We start from the raw sequence: 17,649 nt of genomic DNA, 5'->3' as shown, positions 1-17,649 counted from the left end.
CGTTGTGAACAGGACGAACGGTGGTGTCAATCTGCCGGCCCTGCGCAGTCACAACACTGCGCTGGTGCTGGACCTGCTGCGCACCGCGGGAGAGCGGGGCATCAGCCGGCTCGAACTCGCCGAGCGGACCGGGCTCACCCCCCAGGCGGTCAGCAAGATCACCGCCCGGCTGCGGGCGGGGGGCCTGGCGGCCGAGGCGGGGCGGCGCGCGTCCACCGGCGGCAAGCCGCGGACCGTGCTGCGGCTGGTGCCGGAGGCCGGGCACGCGGTGGGGGTCCACCTGGACCGGGACGAGGTGCGGGCGGTGCTCGTCGATCTGACCGGGCGGGTCGTCGCCGAGCGGATGGCCGCCGTGGACCTCGACGGGGCGGGGGCCGAGGCGGCGGCTGCGGCCGTGGCCGGGCAGGCGGAGCCGCTCACGGACGCGGTGCGGAGCGGCACTCTGCTCGGAGCCGGGGTGGCGCTGCCGGGGCCGCTCGACCACGCGCGGGGTGTCCTGCACCGGGTCACCGGGTTTCCCCAGTGGGAGGGGTTCCCACTGCGGGAGGCACTGGCGGAGCGGCTGGGGGTGCCGGTCGTCGTCGACAAGGACACGAACGCGGCGGCGCTGGGCCTCGCGATCGCGGGGGAGGACGGCGGCGAGCAGGAGCGCGGCGGGCCGGAGGGGGGCGGCCGGAGCGGGATCCGCAGGGGCGGCACCGGGCAGGGCGGCGTCCGGCCGGGTGGTGGCCGGGGCAGATCGTTCGCCTATCTGCACCTCGCTACGGGCCTTGGGGCGGGGCTGGTGATCGGCGGGGCCGTGCATCGCGGGGCGCGGACGGGGGCGGGGGAGTTCGGGCACCAGGTGATCCAGCTGGACGGCCCGCGCTGCGGCTGTGGTGACCGTGGATGCATCGAGGCGCTGTGCCTGGCAGCCGTGGCGCGCGGGGACACCGCGGAGGCGGCGCGGGTGCTCGGCGCCGGTGCCGCGAACCTCGTCGGGTTGCTGGACATCGACCGGGTGCTGCTCGGTGGGCGGACGGTGGCGGCGGCACCGGAGGTGTTCGTGCGGGGCGTCGGGGACGTCCTCCGCGCGCGGGCGCGGAGGGAAGGTGCCGTGGGCGGTGCGGTGCCCGTACGGATGGCCGGCGGCGGGGAGCGGAGGGTCGCGGCCGGGGCGGCCCAACTGGTGCTGGGGGCGGTGTTCGGGCGGGGCGACGGGTGAGGGGGCCGCCCGGGCGCCCCCACCGCCTGCGCCGAACAGCCGTCGTGCCCTCCTCCCTTCGGGTCGCCGCTCGGTGTGGTGCCCGTTCCGGCGCGCCCGCTCCACCAAGCTCATATGTTCATGCGACTGTGTACTCCTACGTCCCCCTGTCTCGCCGCAGCCGCCGCCGTGCTTCTGCCGCTGTCCGCACCGGCCGTGGCCGCACCCGCGCACGCGACGGCGCCCCCTCCCGGCTGTACCGTCCCCGACAGCCGGGACTTCCCCCTGACCACCCGCATCCACGGCGGCCCCGACTCCTACGAGGCCGGAGGCGGTCACGGCAGCTGGCAGATCGAGCTGCGCAACACCACCGCCCGCACCTGCACCGGCATCCACCCCGTCGTCGTCCTGGTCGACGAGCGGCACACGCTGACCCCGGGTCGGGCCAGCCTGGAGTTCTCCGACGGGGCGCGCACGCACACCGTGCGCCTGGAGGCCACCGACGAGGACGAACTGGTCGGGGCGTTCGCCGACGCGGACGGGTTCACGGGATTCACCGTGGGGCCGCGCCGCACGCTGGACGTGCGGGTGCGGCTGGCGTTCCGCGCGGATGCCGCACCCGACGACGTCACCGTCAACGCGGCCCTCGTGCAGCGGCACGAGGACGACGGCGACTGGGTGGGCCAGTCGAACGACTACCGGTTCGCGGTGCGGGCCCCCGCCGAGGCGGACGGTGACACGGACCCGGGCACCGGATCCGGCCGCGACCCCGGCTCCAACCCCGGCGACGCCGACCCGTCCGCCTCGTCCCGTGAGCCCCGGCTGCCCGACGAACTGGCCCGCACCGGGTTACCGGTCCCGCATCCCGGCCTCGTCGCGGCCATCGCCGGCCTGCTGCTCGCCGGCGCCGGCCTGGCGTTCGCCCGCAGGACGCGCCGGCGCCGGTGAGAGGCGGGGCAGGCCGGCACCGCCGTCGCCCACGACGGCAGCGCCGTCCTCGACGCCCGCGACGCCCGCCACCTCACCGTGGCACCCGGCGAGGTCATGGCGCCCGCCCGGGCCGTCCGGGTCGGCAGGAACGCCGCGCTGCGGGCGGTCACCGGGTCGTGCGGCCCACCGCCGGGCGAGCGCGCCCGGGGGGACGGGACGTCACCGGCCCGCCGCCGCACCGGAGGGGCGCCGGCACGGCCGTCCGGAGCCACCGGCGGGCGACGACTGGTTCCGGGAGACCGACGGGGTACGGATCAGTCCGCCCTGGCTAGGCTGTGGGGCGTCGGTACGCCGTGGTTCCGGCGCCCCAGTCCGGTATTCCCCAGTCCGGTGTCCGCTCCGGTCTGACGTACATCGCCAGGAGACGCAGCACATGGCAGAACGCAAGCCCGTCGCATCGTGGCTCACCGACATGGACGGTGTGCTCATCCACGAGGGCGTCCCGATCCCCGGCGCCGACGCATTCCTGAAGAAGCTGCGCGAGTCCGGCAAGCCCTTCCTGGTGCTGACCAACAACTCCATCTACACGCCGCGCGACCTGCACGCCCGCCTGACCCGCATGGGCCTGGACGTGCCGATCGACAACATCTGGACCTCGGCCCTGGCCACCGCGAAGTTCCTCGACGACCAGCGTCCCGGCGGCAGCGCCTACGTCATCGGCGAGGCCGGCCTGACCACCGCGCTCCACGACATCGGCTACATCCTCACCGACCACGAGCCCGACTACGTGGTCCTCGGCGAGACCCGCACCTACTCGTTCGAGGCCATGACGAAGGCGGTCCGCCTCATCAACGGCGGCGCCCGCTTCATCTGCACCAATCCCGACGAGACCGGCCCCTCCACCGAAGGCCCCCTGCCGGCGACCGGCGCCGTCGCGGCGCTGATCACCAGGGCCACCGGCAAACAGCCCTACTTCGCGGGCAAGCCCAACCCGCTGATGATGCGGACCGGCCTGAACGCCATCGGCGCCCACTCCGAGACCAGCGCGATGATCGGCGACCGGATGGACACCGACGTGCTGGCCGGCATGGAAGCCGGCATGCAGACCTTCCTCGTGCTCACCGGGCTCACGCGGCCCGAGCAGGTGGAGGACTTCCCGTACCGGCCGTCGACGGTCGTGGAATCGATCGCGGACCTGGTCGACCGCATCTGACACCCGCGGTCCGGGCCGTGGGACCCACGGCCCGGACCGGACCCGAAACCTGCCACAACCCGTACGGAGCAGCCGCGTCCCCCAGCGGATGCGGGGCCATGCGCCGGGGAGGACCCTCCAGGTAACGGGAGGTACACCATGGGTCGACGAAAGCTCACTCTCTGTGCAACAACCGCCGCTCTCGCGGCGTTCACCCCGACGGCGTACGCGTCGAACAGCGGCGGGGTCTCCGTGACCCCGTCCTCGCCCGTCGCCGGGGCCGACGTCGCGCTGAAGGTGAGCGGTTGCTCCGGCAGGACCGCCACGGCGGTGTCCGCGGCGTTCGTCGCCGACGTCCACCTCGCCGGCACCGACGGCGTTCTCGCCGGGGAGACCAAGGTCCGTTCCTCGATCGAGCCCGGTGCCTACGACGTGAGCATCACCTGCGCCGACTTCACGATCAAGGGACGCATCACGGTCCTGGAGCACTCCGGCCGCCCGCATCCGGCGGACGTACCCGCATCCCCCGTCGCTCCCGTCCTCGCGGGCGGTGGCGGCACCGCCCGGCTGGCCGCGTCCGAGGCCCGTGCCCACGGGCCCGGCACCGCGCAGGCCGTCACCGGGCTGGTCCTGGCCGGCGTGGCCGCCGTCGCCGTCGCGCTCCGCAGCATCCGCCGGAGCCGCAGGACGGACTGACCATGCCCGACAGCGAACGTCACGTCGGTGCCGGGCGGCTGCTGACCGGCCTGGCCTGGGCGGTGCTGCTGCTGGGGCTGTGGATGTGGGGGAGTGAGGTCACCGGCGCCTGGTCCGGGACGGCCGCGCGGGCGGCCGGTGACGTGGCGGCCGTCGGGCGTCCCGGGGACATCGAACTGCCGCCTCCCGCCCAGCCCTTGCAGGCCGCGCTGCCGCAGCGCATCGACATCCCCGTCCTCGGCGTGCAGGCGCCGGTCGTGGCACGCGGCCTCGACGGCGACGGCGCGATCGACCCCCCGCCGTTCGACCAGGCCGCGGTGGTGGGGTGGTACGCGGGCGGGGCGCGGCCCGGCGCCGCCGGGACCGCGCTGATGGTCGGTCACGTCGACACCGAGTCCCGGCCCGCCGTGTTCTACAAGCTCAGCACGCTCGTGCCGGGCCGTACCGTCCGCGTCGTCCGCGACGACGGGAAGGTCGCCGAGTTCACCGTCGACGCCGTCGACGTCGTCCCCCGCGACCACTTCGACGCCCACCGCGCCTACGGCACCCGCCGGGCGGGCCGCGCCGAACTCCGCCTCATCACCTGCGGAGGCACCTTCGACCGGACCGGCCAGGCCTACACGGCGAACGTGATCGTGTCGGCGTACCTGACGGGGGCGAGCGGGTGACGACGGCCAAACGGCGGCCCGGCGCGCGCCGCCGCAGGAGCACACGACCCGGCCGGCAGCCCGCCCCCCAGGACCACCGACCGGGCCGGTCCTCGACCGCGCTCGCTCGGGCTGCGGGAGTAGCCCGGCGATCGGCGCGGGAGGCTGGAGAGGCCAACGGCGAGTGAACGACCGGCCGGGGTCTGGGGCCGTCGACACGACTCTAGAACGGGTGGACGCCTCAGGCCTAGGGGTGATGTGACGTCAAGTCCCGGTCCGGACGCGCTGTGTGATCCGCGCGGACCGCCCCGGCGCCCGGGTCACGGGACGTGTGTCAGCATTGAGCCACGGAACACACTCCGAGGGGGAGTCGCATGCAGGGCACGAGGGGGGCCGCGGCGGTGCTGGGGGCGGCGCTGCTGCTCGCCGGCTGTTCCTCCGGGGACGGCGGCGGGGACACGGGCGACGGCGCGGGCACCGGGATCACCCAGCAGCCCAGGGAAGCCGACCCGTTCTGGGTCAACCCGAGCGGCAGCGCGGCCCAGCAGGTGGCCGCCTACGTCCAGAGCGGGAAGAAGGACGAGGCGGAACAGATCCGCAAGATCGCCGCGCAGCCGACCGGCGAGTGGGTCGGCCCGGAGGAACCGGAGCAGGAGGCACGCGGCTACACCGAGGCCGCCGACAAGGCCGGACGGACCGCCCTGCTCGTCCTCTACAACATCCCGCACCGGGACTGCGGCCAGTACTCGCAGGGCGGCGCCGCCGACGGCGACGCCTACCGTGCCTGGGTCGCGGCGGTCGCCCGCGGCATCGGGGACCGCCCCGCCACCGTGATCCTGGAACCGGACGCCGTGCTGCACCTGGTGGACGGCTGCACCCCGGACGAGTTCCACGAGGAGCGCTACGACCTCCTCAAGGACGCCGTCGGGACGCTGAAGTCCCTGAAGAGGACCAAGGTGTACCTCGACGCCGGCAACGCCGGCTGGGGCCACCCCGACCAGATCTTCGCGCCGCTGCGCCGGGCGGGCGTCGACCGGGCCGACGGCTTCGCGGTGAACGTCTCCAACTTCTACTCCACGCAGGACTCCGTCGCCTACGGCAAGCGGCTCTCCGCGAAGGTCGGCGGCAAGCACTTCGTCATCGACACCAGCCGCAACGGCAACGGCCCCTACACGGACGGCGATCCGGAAGAGCGCTGGTGCAACCCGCCCGGCCGCGCACTCGGCGAGCCCCCGACGACGAAGACGGCGGACCTGCTCGTCGACGCCTACCTGTGGGTGAAGCGCCCGGGGGAGTCCGACGGCGAGTGCAAGGGCGGACCGAAGGCGGGGCAGTGGTGGCCCGACTACGCCCTGAAGCTGGCCAGGGCCTCGCGCTGACACGGTGGGGCGCCCTCCCGGAGGAAGGGCGCCCCGCGCTTCACCGCCTTCGCAACAGACCCTGACGCGGGCTAAGGGACCCTGACCCACTGCGCCTTGCTCGGCGTCCCCTGGTCGTCGGTCACGAACAGCATGTACCAGCCGGCCGGTACCAGGTTCCGGTTCTTCGGCACGGTGACCGTCACACCGTCCTGCGTCTTCTTCAGCTCCAGGGCGATGGACCGTTGGTCGACGTCGGTGACGTGCGTGGTGGCGCTCGGCCGGATCAGCCGGGCCGTCCTGATGGACGCGGCGTGCCGGGTGGGGAAGGTGGCCGACCCGCCGCGTTCGATGGTCTGCGGCCCCTCGCCGAGGGAGGGCCGCGAGCCCTGGTACAGGTACGGCGGCGTGTAGATCTCGACACGCTGCTCGAACGTGCCGGGCTTGGTGTTGGCCTTGTCGCCGTACAGCGAGTCGGAGCCGAAGAACATCACGCGGCCGTCGGGCAGCAGGATCGAGCCCGAGTGGTAGTTGCGGCCGACGTTGGGGTCGGCCACCCGCTCGAAGCTGTTGGTGTCCGGGTGGTAGATCCGCGCCTCGTGGATGTTGGACTCGCTGCGTCCCCGGTAGTCCTCCGAGCCGCCGGAGACCAGCACCGTGTCGTCGGGCAGCACCGAGGACTGCGGGTAGCGGGTTCCCTTGTCCAGCGTGGGCCCGTCGACGAACCGGGGGTTCTTCTCCTTGAGGTCCACCAGTCGGGTCCGGTTGGTGGATTTCCTGGACTCGCCGACGCCTCCGCCGCCGATGACCAGGTACTTCTCGTCCTGCGCCGGTGGCAGCAGCACGGTGCCGGAGGTCTCCATCTGGTCCGGGTCGCTCAGGCCGGGCACCCTGGTGAACGTGTAGGTGTCCAGGTCCCAGACGCCGGGGTCACGGCCGACGTCGTCCGGGCCGTAGCCGGCGTTCGACCCCGAGTAGAAGATCTTGCCGCTCTGCGTCAGGAACAGCGCCGGGTACGTGGGGAACTGCATCTGCTTCCCCGTGTACGTCCACTTCTTGGTCTTCGGGTCGAAGATCTCGTTCTTGCCGGGCACGATCTGCCCGATGTCGTCGAGGCCCGAGACGCTGAGGATCTTGCCGTCGCTCAGTGTGGTGAGCGTCGGGTACCAGCGGGCCTCGTTCATCGGGTCGACCTTGATGTACCGCTCGGCGACCGGGTCGAACTCGTAGGCGTCGCGGATGCCCTGGAAGTCCTTCTTGTCGAGGGCGAGCTTCTGCGCGATGCCGTAGGTGTTGCGGGCGTCGGCGCCCGTCAGCCCCTGGATGCGGTAGTTGTCCTCGGTGCCGGTCTCGTACTCGGCGCCCTCCTGCTGGGCCTCGACGTAGATGCGGCCGTAGCCGGGGTCGTTGCGCAGCCAGGCGCCGGTCTGCTTGTCGTAGACCTTCTTCGCGCGCGGCACGAGCACCGGGTCCTTGGAGACGAACGTCTTGCCGTTGTCCCGGCCGGTGAACTTGGTGCCCGCGGGCAGCGTGATCGGCTTGTCCGGGTTCTCGTTGTGGACGATCATCAGGCCGCCGGCCTTCTTGACGTTGCCCTTCAGCTTCTCGTAGCGCCTGGTGCCGCCCGCGATGAGCAGGTTGCCGTTGGCCAGCTGGGTGTGGCCGGTGCAGAAGAAGTCGTTGGGCGTCGGCACCTTCTTGATGGTGCCCTTGACCGGATCCCAGATCCGGGTGTCGTACTTCTTGGCGTCCTTGTTGTCCTGGTTGTTGCCCGAGCCCGCGACCATGAGGATCTTGCCGGTGTGCAGCAGGGCCGCGTGGATGGTGTTCTGCCGGTACTCCTTCGGGAACTCGATGACCTGCCAGCGGCCGTTGTCGGCTTTGTACTCGGGTCTGTTGATCTGGTACTGGTGGTATTTCTCGGTGCCGAAACGGTACAGCCACGGACCGTTCATCCCGGCCAGCGCGAGTACCACCGCCGTGCCTATCGCGAGTCGACGGACGCGGCGGCGGCCGGCCTGGTCTTTCATTCCTTACGTCCCCCAAGTCCACCAAGGGCGATCTGCATGGTCTGGTCGTCGCCCGCGTTCGGGCTCCCGGCGGCGGTCCAGCCGGGCTGCTGCCCGGGAGTGTGCGGCGCGTGCCCGTGCGGTGCGTGGGAGCCGGGCGCCTGCCCCGCCGTCTCCGGCGTCGACGCCGCGGGAGTGTGCGGCGGTTCCGCGGTGGCGGGCCTCTTCCTCGCCTCGCGCAGCTCGTGCCGCCAGACGAAGACGGGGAAGGCGGTGATGAGCATGGCGAACACGGCCCAGGTGATCATCGCCGGGTGCGAGTGGCCGAGGACGAAGCCGGCGACGACGGAGGCGCCGAAGATGGTGATGAAGTACCAGTGGTACCGGAACGTCGCGAACCAGGTGTCCGGGCTGGCGGAGTCGCCCTTGGGGGTCACCACGAACTTGCTCTTGCGGCGCAGTACGGAGTCGATCAGCGCCTTGGCGTACAGCGGCGCCGACAGCGCGGACATCACCATGCCGGCCACACCGCCGGACCCCTCCGGCTCGTGCGGGGAGACGTTGTGGCGGCGGTTCCAGATGTACAGGCCGATCTGGAGGGCGGAGGCGTTGCCGTAGAGCATCAGCCACACGGTCGGGTCGATGTTCACACCCGAGGCGCCCAGGCCCAGGAACAGTGCGCAACTGAGCGCGGCCAGAATCCAGTTGAGGGCCGACATCGGATAGAAGATGATCATCATCGTGTAGTTGAAGAGCTTGCCCGGCGGGAGCGAGTACCAGCCCTTCCAGTACTGCTTGAGGATCGTCTCGTAGGTTCCGCGGGACCAGCGCATCTGCTGGGTGAAGAAGTCCGTCCAGGCGGCCGGGCCCTCGCCGACGGCGAGCACGTCCGGGGTGTACACCGACTTCCACTTGCGGCCCGTCTCCGGGTTCTTGTGGCGGTGGATCTCGAAGCCGGTGGCCATGTCCTCGGTGATCGAGTCGTACAGGCCGCCGATCTGCTTGAGCGCCTTGATGCGCACGGCGTTGGAGGTGCCCACGAACATGGGTGCGCCGTACTTGTTGCCGGCGCGCTGGATCAGTGCGTGGAAGAGGAACTGCTGCGACTCGGCGGCCTTGGTGACGAAGTTGTCGTAGTTGCCGTAGACCTGCGGGCCGATGACGAAGCCGACGTCCGGGTCGCGGAAGAAGCCGAGCATCCGCTCCAGGTAGTTGGGCAACGGCACGTGGTCGGTGTCCACGGAGGCGAAGTAGTCGTAGTCGTCGCCGTGCGCGTCGAGCCAGGCGTTGTAGTTGCCGTGCTTGGTCCTGGCGCGGTGCGGGCCCTTGGGGCGGTTCCACCGGGCGACGCCCTTGCGGGAGAAGTGGTGCACGCCGAGGCGCTCGCACACGGCCTTCACCTCGGGGTCGTCGCCCTCGTCGAGCAGCCAGACGTGCATCAGGCCCCGGTGACGGATCCTCACCGCGGCCTGAAGCGTCTTCGTCACCATCTCCAGCGGCTCCTTGCCGGGCACGAAGGAGGTGAGGAAGGCGACGCGGGTGCCGGTCTCGGGGACCACCGGGACCGGATCGCGGGCGACCAGCGTGGCGTGCGCGTTGGACAGCACGTTCATACAGCGGAAGAACTCGATCAGGCCGATCGAGACGAGCATGACGACGTCGAGCGCGGGGAGGAGGTCGAAGGAGGGGTAGTCGCGTTCGGTCCAGTGCTCCGGCTGGAGCAGCCAGAACAGCAGGACCAGCGACAGCACGGGGGCCGCGGCCAGCATCAGGGCGACCCGGATGCGGTGCGGCTCCTGGGAGATGAGGGATCGGTACTGCACCGTGTACGGCTTGCCCCGGTCCGGCTGGGTGAGGGGACCCGCCAGGCGGCTGTAGTGCTCGTAGTCGTATCTTGGCAGCGTCCGTTTGATCCGCCGGAAGGTTCCGGTGGTGCTCATCCGGTGCGAAGGCACCCTGAGCTGCGTGGTTTCCGACGGGTCGAAGTCCCGTCGGGCGCCGCTCGGCGTCGACGTCATGAGTCATCCCCCCACACGCTCTTCCGTGCGTGTCGTCCGGTTGTCCGTGCGCTGTTCCGGGCCCCCTCGACCGTCACAGGCGTTTCAGTGGTGGGCCGCAGTCACCACGTCCGACCAACCCTACAGACATGGAAGTGCGCCCTTCCGGTTGCATGATGCCCCCCCTCGGCATCGATCCGTGTACGGGGCCCCTCTCCCCGTCAAGCCTTCCGCAACCGGTTCCCCGTCCCCCAAGTGCCGCTGATCCGCGACATCCTGAACAATCAGGGTTCTACGGTGCTCAGCATGATCGCAAGATGCGAAACGCGGTGTTTACCGGTCATACGCGCTCATTGTGGCATCTGTGAGGTCCCTGTGGGCACCCTGTGTCCCACTGCGCACGGGAGGGGTCGGATCCTTCCCGAAGTGATCGGTCGTGTCCCGTTCCGGGTGTGCCGTGTTCCCGGCCCGCGTGTCGCCGGCGACCGTGACCGCAAGCAGAAGGCCCCTCGCTCTCACGAGGGGCCTGCTGTCGGTGCGCCGCCAGGGACTCGAACCCCGGACCCGCTGATTAAGAGTCAGCTGCTCTAACCAACTGAGCTAGCGGCGCCTGCTGACGTCGACAACTGTACATGACCTCCAAGGGTGCTCCCGACTGCCGCGACACGCCGGAAATGTTCCGAAACGGGCCTTGTGTACATCATTCGGACCGTCAGCATGCGCACCGGGATGACAGTTGGGAAACTGATCAATGTGCACAAGCGTGGACATTTCCACCCGGAGTGTGAGGGGAATCGCATGGAGACGCCGGTCTTCGAGGAGGTCGACCCCGAGAGTGACTGCGACTGCCCCGGATGCGTTCAGCGCCGGCGGACGCTTCGGTCCTCCCCGGCGGGTCGCGCCCCGGCCCACCGCGCGGCCCTGATCGTGGCGGCGGCCACCTCGGGCGCGCTGGCCGCGGCGCACGCCGCCCCGGCCGCGGCGGTCCCGCACGGAGCCGGACTGCCCGGCCTTCCCGCAGGCGACGAGCCGGACACCCCGCAGGGGAGCACGGCTCCGCTGCACGGCCCGAGCGGGGGGACCGACGCGCCGGCGGAGTCCGTGAAGCTGCCCGCGACGACCCGAGCGGAGATCATCCGCCGGGCCAAGGTGTGGGTCGCGGCCCAGGTGCCGTACAGCATGACCAGGTACTGGTCCGACGGCTACCGGCAGGACTGCTCGGGCTTCGTCTCCATGGCCTGGAACCTGCCGGGCAACGAGTGGACGGGCAGCCTGGCCCAGTACGCGGACCGGATCTCCCGGGACGAGCTGGAACCCGGCGACATCCTGCTCTTCCACAACCCCGCGAACCCCACGAAGGGCTCGCACGTGGTGATCTTCGGAGGCTGGACGGACTACACGCACAGCTACTACATCGCCTACGAGCAGACCAGCCCCACCACCCGCCGGCAGGCCACCCCCTACCCCTACTGGAGCAACGCGAGCCAGTACGTCCCCTACCGCTACAAGAGCGTCACGGCCGGCACGGCGGGCGGGGAAGCCGCGGAGCCCGAGGGGCCGACGGTGCCCGAGGGGCAGACACCGTTCCCCGGGGTGGCCTCCTTCCGGCTCGGGGCGAACAACGAGTACGTCACCCTGCTCGGCCGGATGCTGGTGGCCCGCGGCGCCGGGCGCTTCTACTCCAGCGGTCCCGGCCCGCGCTGGACGGAGTCCGACCGCCGCGCCGTGGAGGCCTTCCAGCGCGCCCAGGGCTGGAAGGGTGCGGAGGCGGACGGCTATCCCGGGCCGCACACCTGGTCGCTGCTGGTCACCGGCAAGGGCCGAAGCGTCCCGGCCGCGGCGGCGCAGCAACCGGCCGCGGGCAAGCCGGGCGCTCTCCCGCCGTTCCCGGGCCGGGGCCTGTTCCGGCTCGGGGCGAACAACGCGTATGTGACACAGCTGGGCAGGCAACTGGTGGCGAAGGGATACGGCACCCACTACACGAAGGGTCCCGGTCCGCGCTGGAGCGAGGCGGACCGCCGCAACGTGGAGGCCTTCCAGCGCGCCCAGGGCTGGCGGGGCACCGAGGCGGACGGCTATCCCGGGCCGGAGACCTGGCGCCGGCTCTTCTCGTGACGTCGATGACCTCACCCATGCGGAGCGGTTGGAGGCACCTATGAGTACGACCACTGCATCGTCGCCCGAGCCCGAGGGGAGCGCCGACGGGCAAGCGCCCCGGCCCGCGCGGCTCATCCAGAACGAGGCGACCACCGAGATCCCCGTCCACCTGCTCTTCCGCGACGACCCCGACCCGGAGCCGGTGCCGGTGCGGCCCGCCGTGGTGGGCCGCCGGCAGGGAACCGGCGAGCAGCCCCGGGTGCGCCGCCCCGGCCCGCGGCCGCGCCGGCATCCGGTGCCGCAGGTCGACCCGGAGCTGGTGGAGCGGCCCGCGCGGGTGCTGCCCGGGACGGTGGGGGTGCTGGCGGGGGTCTGCGGCGCGGCCGGGTGCGCGGCGACCTCGTGGTGGGCGGGGGTGCTGCCGCCCCTGGCGCTGGAGGCGCTGCGGCTGCCGGCCCACGCGGGCGCGGTGCTCGGGCCCGCGCAGTGGGCGGCTTACGCGGGGGCGGGCGCCGCCGGCCTGTTCGGCTTCGGCGGGCTGGCGCGGGGCCGTACCGGTCGGGCCTGGGTGCTCGGCCTGTTCGGCCGCTACCGGGGCACGGTCCGGCGCACCGGCCTGATGTGGGTCAACCCGCTGCTCCTGCGCCGCCGTGTCGACGTGCGGCTGCGGCACTGGCGCAGCGAACCGATGCCCGCGGCCGACGGCAGCGGGGTGGCGCTCAAGGCGGTGATGCTGGTGGTGTGGCGGGTGCGGGACACCGCGCGGGCCGTGCTGGGCGTGGACGACCACGAGGCGTACCTGCGCGAGTGCGTCGAGGCGGCGCTGGCGCGGGTTGCCGTGGAACCGCCCGGGGCCGGGCGGGCGCCGGCCGAGGGGGCCTCGGACGTGCTGACCCGGCTGGTGGCGGAGGAGGTCGCGCCGGTCGGGCTGGAGGTCTTCTCGGTGCAGCCGGTGCGGGTGGAGTACGCGCCGGAGGTCGCCGCGGTGATGCAGCGCCGCCGGATCGCCGCGCTGGACGCCCAGCACCGGGCGAGCGTGCTCACCTCGGTCGTCGACTCGGTCGAGGACACCGTGACCCGGCTGACCGTGCGCGGACTGGTCGAGCTGGACGACTACGAGCGCAAGGCGCTGGTGAAGGACCTGACGGTGGCGTTCTGCGCGGGGCGCGGGGAGGCGGGGCCGTGACGGCGCGGGGGAGGGCCGGGCGGCGGCTCCCGTGATTGGTATGGACATGTTCAACTCGCAGCAATACGCTGCGACTTGGTCTAGACCTACGTGCACGGCTCACAGGACCTCCCCACGTTCTCCAGGAGCGGCAGCATGCGCAGAAAGACCAAGTGGTACGCCGCCGTGGTGGGACTGGCCACGACCGGAGCTCTCGTCCTCTCCTCCGGCGGTGCCAGCGGCCACGGCTACACCGACCTCCCCGTCAGCAGGCAGAAGCTCTGTGCCATCGGCACGGTCACCGGCTGCGGCGACATCCAGTGGGAGCCGCAGAGTGTCGAGGGCCCCAAGGGCTTCCCGGCCACGGGTCCCGCCGACGGGCAGATCTGCAACGGCAGCGTGAGCAGGTTCGCCCAGCTCAGCTCGCCGGTCACGCCCTCGGGTGCCCCCTGGCCGAGGACCGCGGTGACGGGCGGGCAGTCGTACACCTTCCGCTGGCAGTTCACCGCCCGGCACGCGACGACCGACTTCAAGTACTACGTCACCAGGCAGGGCTGGAACCAGAACCACGCCCTCACCCGCTCGGACCTCAACCTCACCCCGTTCCTGACCGTCCCCTACGGCGGTCGGCGTCCCCCGTCCACCCTGTCCCACAGCGGCAGGCTGCCGTCCGGCCTGAGCGGCCACCACGTCATCCTGGCCGTCTGGACGATCGCCGACACGGGCAACGCGTTCTACGCCTGCTCCGACGTCACGTTCTGACCCCGCCCGACTGCTCCCGGCGGCCCCCCGCCGATCCCCGTTCGGCAGGGAGCGCCCCGTGCCGGCACCGGCGTCCGCCGGCTGCGGGGCGCAGGGGTGCGCACGGGGGCGCCCTCCGGGGCGGGCGGAACGCAAAGGAGCCCCTCGCTCGTGCGAGGGGCTCCTCCGTGGTGCGCCGCCAGGGACTCGAACCCCGGACCCGCTGATTAAGAGTCAGCTGCTCTAACCAACTGAGCTAGCGGCGCATGACTCCCACCGGACTCGGAACATCTCGTTCCGTGGCCGGCGACGAAGAAAATACTACCTGGTCTCCGGGGGTGCTCCCGACCACCGGGAACCGGGCCCGGGCGGCGACGGGACCGCCGGTCGCGGCACCGCCCGGGCCGTGGCCGGCGATCCGCCAGTGAAGCCCTTCCGGTCGCGGTGCTGGGGGGGGGACGTTCGGAACACCCCCTAGATCGCCAACGACAGCAGGACCGGTGCCGCGCTCCGGTTGAGGGTGTCGGCGGCCCGCCGGAGCCGGTGGGCGTGCTCGACGGGGAGGGAGAGGGCGAGACAGCCCACGGACGACCCCGCGGTGATCGGGACGGCCGCGCAGACCGTGCCGATCGCGTACTCCTGCAGGTCCAGCACCGGCACGGTCGGCGGCTGCGCGGCCAGCCGGGACAGCAGCAGCTTGTCGCTGGTGATCGTGCGGGAGGTGAGCCGGGCCATCTTGTGCCGGGAGAGGTGATCGCGGCGGCCGTTGTGATCGAGCTGGGTGAGCAGGCTCTTGCCGACCGCCGTGGCGTGGGCGGAGCAGCGGAATTCGACCCACTCGTGCACGGCGGGCGTGGCCGGGCCGTCGGCGTACTGGGTCACCCTGACCTCGCCGTCGACGTACCGGCTGATGTAGACGGCGGCGCCGACGGAGTCGCGCAGCCGCCGGAGGGTGCGCTGGAGCTGCGTACGCAGCGCCTCCTCCCGGCCCTGCGCCGCGCCCAGCCGGGCGAGCGCGCCGCCGGCGACGTACGCGCCGTCGGTGATCTGTTCGACGTAGCCCTCGCGGCGCAGCATCAGCAGGAGGGTGGTCAGCCGCTCCCTGCCGAGCTGGGTCTCGCGGGCCAGTTCGGCGTCGGTGACGCCGGTGGTGTGCCGGGCCACGGTCTCCAGGACGCGCAGGGCGTCCTGGGCCGATCGGTACGGTGCGGTCGGCTCGTGCATCAGCGCCACGGTGGTCCCCCCAGCGGTCGCTTTCTGGCCGTGATCCGGTCTGGATCCCCTCCACGATAACGGGCAAGAGCCCTGCGTGGAGGGGGTGTTGGCGAGATTCCGGCCCTCTCAGCTGCGGCGCTGACACTCTGGCATATGTCCATGGCATGCAACCGCATTCCGACCTGGAGTGACGGTCCGGACGGACGGTGCAATTACAGGACGGCGCTCAGGAACGACCGGGTCCGTTCGTGGTCGGGGTCGCCGAAGATCTTGTCCGGGGCGCCGGACTCGATCACCTTGCCCGAGTCGAACATCATCACCTGGTCGGAGATGTCCCGTGCGAAGTTCATCTCGTGGGTCACACAGAGCATGGTGATGTCGGTGGTGTGCGCGATCTCCCTGAGCAGGTCGAGCACCCCGGCCACCAGCTCCGGGTCCAGGGCCGACGTCACCTCGTCCAGCAGGAGGATCTCCGGGCGCATGGCGAGTGCCCGGGCGATCGCGACCCGCTGCTGCTGGCCGCCGGAGAGCTGGGACGGATGCGCGTCGACCTTGTCGGCGAGCCCGACCAGGTCAAGGAGCTCACGCGCCCGCTGCTCCGCCTCCTCGCGGCTGATCCCCAGGACGTTGACCGGCGCCTCGGTGATGTTCTGCAGCACCTTCATGTTCGGGAACAGGTTGAACTGCTGGAAGACCATGCCGATCTTCTTGCGGACCTGCCGCAGATGCTTCTCGTTGGCCGGCCTGAGCCGGCCGTCCGGGCCGGGCATGTGCGACAGCGGCTGCCCGTCCACCCAGATCACACCGTCGCTGACCCGTTCCAGGGTCATCAGCAGCCGCAGGATGGTCGTCTTGCCCGAACCGCTCGGCCCGATCAGCGTCACGTGCTCACCGCGCCGGACGGAGAAGTCCAGCCGGTCGAGCACCGTGTGGTCGCCGAAGCGCTTGACCACGTGGTCGAAGCGCACGAGATCGGCGGGCGGGTCCGGCTCCGCGTCCGCCGGGGCGGGGGTCGTCTTCTGCAGGGGGTCAGTGGCCAAGACGCCTCTCCAGTCTTCTCATCAGCAGCGAGGTCGGATAGCTGGCCGCCAGGAAGATCAGGCCCGCGAGGGTGAACGTCTCCGCGTACACGAAGTGGTTCGCGCCGTACTCCCGGGCCTGGGCGACCATCTCCACGACCGTGATCACGGCCAGGAACGGGGTCTCCTTGAACATCGCGATGCCGTAGTTGCCGAGCGCGGGCAGTACGTTGCGCACCGCCTGCGGCAGGATCACCGCCTGCCAGGTCCGGCGCGGTGACATCGACAGCGCCCGGCAGGCCTCCCACTGGCCCTTCGGCACGGCGTCGATGCCCGCCCGGTACACCTCCGACATGTAGGAGGCGTAGTGGATGCCGAGCACGGCGATGCCGATGGTCAGAGGCTCGATCGAGTTGAAGATCGCGTAGGCGCCGACCAGCTGCACCAGCAGCGGGGTGGACCGCACGAACTCGGTCAGCGCACGCACCGGCACCGTCACCAGCCGGGCCGGCACCCGCCCGAGCACGGCGACGGCCAGCCCGAGCACCGCCGCCACCAGCGTGCCGAGGACCGTGGCCAGCAGCGTGATCCCGAACCCGTCCAGCAGGTACGGCAGCGACTCCCTGACCGCGCCCCAGTCCCACTGGTAGTTCACAGCGCACCCCCCGCCATCTCGGACTCGCGTGCCGCCCCGGCGCTGCGGGAGCGCAGCAAGGCGCCGCCACCCGGGTGCCGGCCGAGCCGGACCTTGGCGTGCCGCTCCAGGGCGTTCATCATCAGGGTGAGCGCGTAGGCGAGCACGAAGTACATCACCAGCAGGGTCAGGTACGCCCAGGTCGTCTCACCGGTGCGGTCCCTGAAGTGCTGCACCACCGTCGTCAGTTCGGCCGCCGTGATCAGCCACAGCAGCGGCGTCGCCTTCAGCAGCTGGATCAGCAGGTTGGTGAACGGCGGGATCATCTGCACCCACGCCTGCGGCAGGATCACCCGGCGCATGCGCTGCCACGGCGTCATGTTCAGCGCGACGGCCGCCTCCCACTGCGCCTTCGGCACGGCGTTCAGCGCACCGCGCACCACCTCCGAGCCGTACGCGCCGTAGTTCATGCCGAACGCCAGGACTCCGCAGAACAGCGGCGACAGCTCGTAGCCGAACAGCAGCGGGAACGCGTAGTACAGCCAGAACAGCTGGACGTACAGCGAGGTGCCGCGGAAGAACTCCACGATCACCCGTGACACGCCCCGCACCGGCAGGGGGCCGCTGACCGCCATGAAGCCGAACACGAAGGACAGGGCGAGCGCGACGGCCGCGCCGAGCACCGTGGCCTCGACCGTCACCCTCAGCCCGGACCACACCTGCGCGATGTGGTCGAAGAAATAGGAGAAGAAGTCACCCATGGGCA

Annotated in this window: 15 protein-coding genes and 2 tRNA genes; 9 read left to right on the top strand and 8 right to left on the bottom strand. The window is 71.5% G+C overall.

Annotated features, from left to right (window positions below; genetic code table 11):
- The first annotated feature begins 4 nt into the window (after positions 1-4).
- The 6 genes from I3F54_RS11280 (at position 5) to I3F54_RS11255 (ending at position 6,027) form a co-directional block, all read left to right on the top strand.
- On the top strand, positions 5-1,204 hold the full coding sequence (locus I3F54_RS11280; protein ID WP_240118549.1) for an ROK family transcriptional regulator: 1,200 nt from the start codon (positions 5-7) through the stop codon (positions 1,202-1,204).
- Positions 1,205-1,318: 114 nt separating this feature from the next.
- Positions 1,319-2,131, top strand: a complete 813-nt coding sequence (locus tag I3F54_RS11275; RefSeq protein WP_240118548.1) for a hypothetical protein — start codon at positions 1,319-1,321, stop codon at positions 2,129-2,131.
- A 415-nt stretch (positions 2,132-2,546) separates the two neighbouring features.
- The gene (locus I3F54_RS11270) at positions 2,547-3,326 is read left to right on the top strand and encodes an HAD-IIA family hydrolase (protein WP_240118547.1); all 780 of its coding nucleotides are present in this window, start codon (positions 2,547-2,549) and stop codon (positions 3,324-3,326) included.
- A 138-nt stretch (positions 3,327-3,464) separates the two neighbouring features.
- Positions 3,465-4,001 (top strand): hypothetical protein, encoded by a 537-nt coding sequence (locus I3F54_RS11265; RefSeq protein ID WP_240118546.1) that lies wholly within the window; start codon positions 3,465-3,467, stop codon positions 3,999-4,001.
- A gap of 2 nt (positions 4,002-4,003) precedes the next feature.
- Positions 4,004-4,669 (top strand): class F sortase, encoded by a 666-nt coding sequence (locus I3F54_RS11260; RefSeq protein WP_240118545.1) that lies wholly within the window; start codon positions 4,004-4,006, stop codon positions 4,667-4,669.
- A 353-nt stretch (positions 4,670-5,022) separates the two neighbouring features.
- Positions 5,023-6,027 carry a glycoside hydrolase family 6 protein gene (locus tag I3F54_RS11255; RefSeq protein WP_240118544.1) on the top strand — a complete coding sequence of 335 codons (1,005 nt, stop codon included), beginning with the start codon at positions 5,023-5,025 and terminating at the stop codon, positions 6,025-6,027.
- A 71-nt stretch (positions 6,028-6,098) separates the two neighbouring features.
- On the opposite strand, the gene I3F54_RS11250 is transcribed toward I3F54_RS11255, so the two are convergent.
- The 3 genes from I3F54_RS11250 to I3F54_RS11240 all read right to left on the bottom strand — a co-directional run bounded on the left by I3F54_RS11250 (position 6,099) and on the right by I3F54_RS11240 (position 10,622).
- Positions 6,099-8,036: a galactose oxidase-like domain-containing protein gene (locus tag I3F54_RS11250; protein ID WP_240118543.1), complete on the bottom strand. Its 1,938-nt coding sequence runs from the start codon at positions 8,034-8,036 to the stop codon at positions 6,099-6,101.
- Complete coding sequence (locus I3F54_RS11245) at positions 8,033-10,033, bottom strand: glycosyltransferase family 2 protein (protein WP_240118542.1); 2,001 nt, start codon at positions 10,031-10,033, stop codon at positions 8,033-8,035. Before I3F54_RS11245 ends, I3F54_RS11250 begins: the two co-directional genes overlap by 4 nt.
- Positions 10,034-10,548: 515 nt before the next feature.
- Positions 10,549-10,622 (bottom strand) — tRNA-Lys (locus tag I3F54_RS11240).
- A gap of 188 nt (positions 10,623-10,810) precedes the next feature.
- Here I3F54_RS11240 and I3F54_RS11235 point away from each other — a divergent pair.
- The 3 genes from I3F54_RS11235 to I3F54_RS11225 all read left to right on the top strand — a co-directional run bounded on the left by I3F54_RS11235 (position 10,811) and on the right by I3F54_RS11225 (position 14,036).
- Positions 10,811-12,127: a peptidoglycan-binding protein gene (locus I3F54_RS11235; RefSeq protein ID WP_240118541.1), complete on the top strand. Its 1,317-nt coding sequence runs from the start codon at positions 10,811-10,813 to the stop codon at positions 12,125-12,127.
- 40 nt (positions 12,128-12,167) lie between these two features.
- Entirely contained in the window at positions 12,168-13,295 is a 1,128-nt protein-coding gene (locus I3F54_RS11230) for an SPFH domain-containing protein (RefSeq protein WP_240118540.1), read from the top strand.
- 135 nt (positions 13,296-13,430) lie between these two features.
- A complete protein-coding gene (locus tag I3F54_RS11225; protein ID WP_240118539.1) occupies positions 13,431-14,036 on the top strand; it encodes a lytic polysaccharide monooxygenase in 606 nt (201 codons plus the stop codon).
- A gap of 168 nt (positions 14,037-14,204) precedes the next feature.
- Here the strand turns inward: I3F54_RS11225 and I3F54_RS11220 are convergent.
- The 5 genes from I3F54_RS11220 to ehuC form a co-directional block, all read right to left on the bottom strand.
- Positions 14,205-14,281: transfer RNA gene (locus I3F54_RS11220), tRNA-Lys, on the bottom strand.
- A gap of 208 nt (positions 14,282-14,489) precedes the next feature.
- Entirely contained in the window at positions 14,490-15,248 is a 759-nt protein-coding gene (locus I3F54_RS11215) for an IclR family transcriptional regulator C-terminal domain-containing protein (RefSeq protein ID WP_240118538.1), read from the bottom strand.
- Between the two features lie 194 nt (positions 15,249-15,442).
- Positions 15,443-16,270 (bottom strand): ectoine/hydroxyectoine ABC transporter ATP-binding protein EhuA, encoded by an 828-nt coding sequence (gene ehuA / locus I3F54_RS11210; RefSeq protein ID WP_240118537.1) that lies wholly within the window; start codon positions 16,268-16,270, stop codon positions 15,443-15,445.
- Positions 16,260-16,904 carry an ectoine/hydroxyectoine ABC transporter permease subunit EhuD gene (gene ehuD / locus I3F54_RS11205; protein ID WP_240118536.1) on the bottom strand — a complete coding sequence of 215 codons (645 nt, stop codon included), beginning with the start codon at positions 16,902-16,904 and terminating at the stop codon, positions 16,260-16,262. The genes ehuA and ehuD overlap by 11 nt, the downstream gene beginning before the upstream one ends.
- The gene (gene ehuC, locus I3F54_RS11200; RefSeq protein ID WP_240118535.1) at positions 16,901-17,644 is read right to left on the bottom strand and encodes an ectoine/hydroxyectoine ABC transporter permease subunit EhuC; all 744 of its coding nucleotides are present in this window, start codon (positions 17,642-17,644) and stop codon (positions 16,901-16,903) included. The genes ehuD and ehuC overlap by 4 nt, the downstream gene beginning before the upstream one ends.
- Positions 17,645-17,649: the final 5 nt, after the last annotated feature.

This window comes from Streptomyces sp. MUM 2J, from assembly GCF_022414535.1.
Lineage (GTDB): Bacteria > Actinomycetota > Actinomycetes > Streptomycetales > Streptomycetaceae > Streptomyces.
The sequence above is the reverse complement of the archived record's forward strand: the minus strand, read 5'-3'. Positions and strand labels throughout refer to the sequence as shown.

What these genes read in the sequence shown, in the direction of transcription:
- I3F54_RS11275 (WP_240118548.1), top strand. Translation starts at nt 1,319, where the DNA reads ATGTTCATGCGACTGTGTACTCCTACGTCCCCCTGTCTCGCCGCAGCC.
- I3F54_RS11270 (WP_240118547.1), top strand. Translation starts at nt 2,547, where the DNA reads ATGGCAGAACGCAAGCCCGTCGCATCGTGGCTCACCGACATGGACGGT.
- I3F54_RS11265 (WP_240118546.1), top strand. Translation starts at nt 3,465, where the DNA reads ATGGGTCGACGAAAGCTCACTCTCTGTGCAACAACCGCCGCTCTCGCG.
- I3F54_RS11260 (WP_240118545.1), top strand. Translation starts at nt 4,004, where the DNA reads ATGCCCGACAGCGAACGTCACGTCGGTGCCGGGCGGCTGCTGACCGGC.
- I3F54_RS11255 (WP_240118544.1), top strand. Translation starts at nt 5,023, where the DNA reads ATGCAGGGCACGAGGGGGGCCGCGGCGGTGCTGGGGGCGGCGCTGCTG.
- I3F54_RS11250 (WP_240118543.1), bottom strand. Translation starts at nt 8,036, where the DNA reads ATGAAAGACCAGGCCGGCCGCCGCCGCGTCCGTCGACTCGCGATAGGC.
- I3F54_RS11245 (WP_240118542.1), bottom strand. Translation starts at nt 10,033, where the DNA reads ATGACGTCGACGCCGAGCGGCGCCCGACGGGACTTCGACCCGTCGGAA.
- I3F54_RS11235 (WP_240118541.1), top strand. Translation starts at nt 10,811, where the DNA reads ATGGAGACGCCGGTCTTCGAGGAGGTCGACCCCGAGAGTGACTGCGAC.
- I3F54_RS11230 (WP_240118540.1), top strand. Translation starts at nt 12,168, where the DNA reads ATGAGTACGACCACTGCATCGTCGCCCGAGCCCGAGGGGAGCGCCGAC.
- I3F54_RS11225 (WP_240118539.1), top strand. Translation starts at nt 13,431, where the DNA reads ATGCGCAGAAAGACCAAGTGGTACGCCGCCGTGGTGGGACTGGCCACG.
- ehuC (WP_240118535.1), bottom strand. Translation starts at nt 17,644, where the DNA reads ATGGGTGACTTCTTCTCCTATTTCTTCGACCACATCGCGCAGGTGTGG.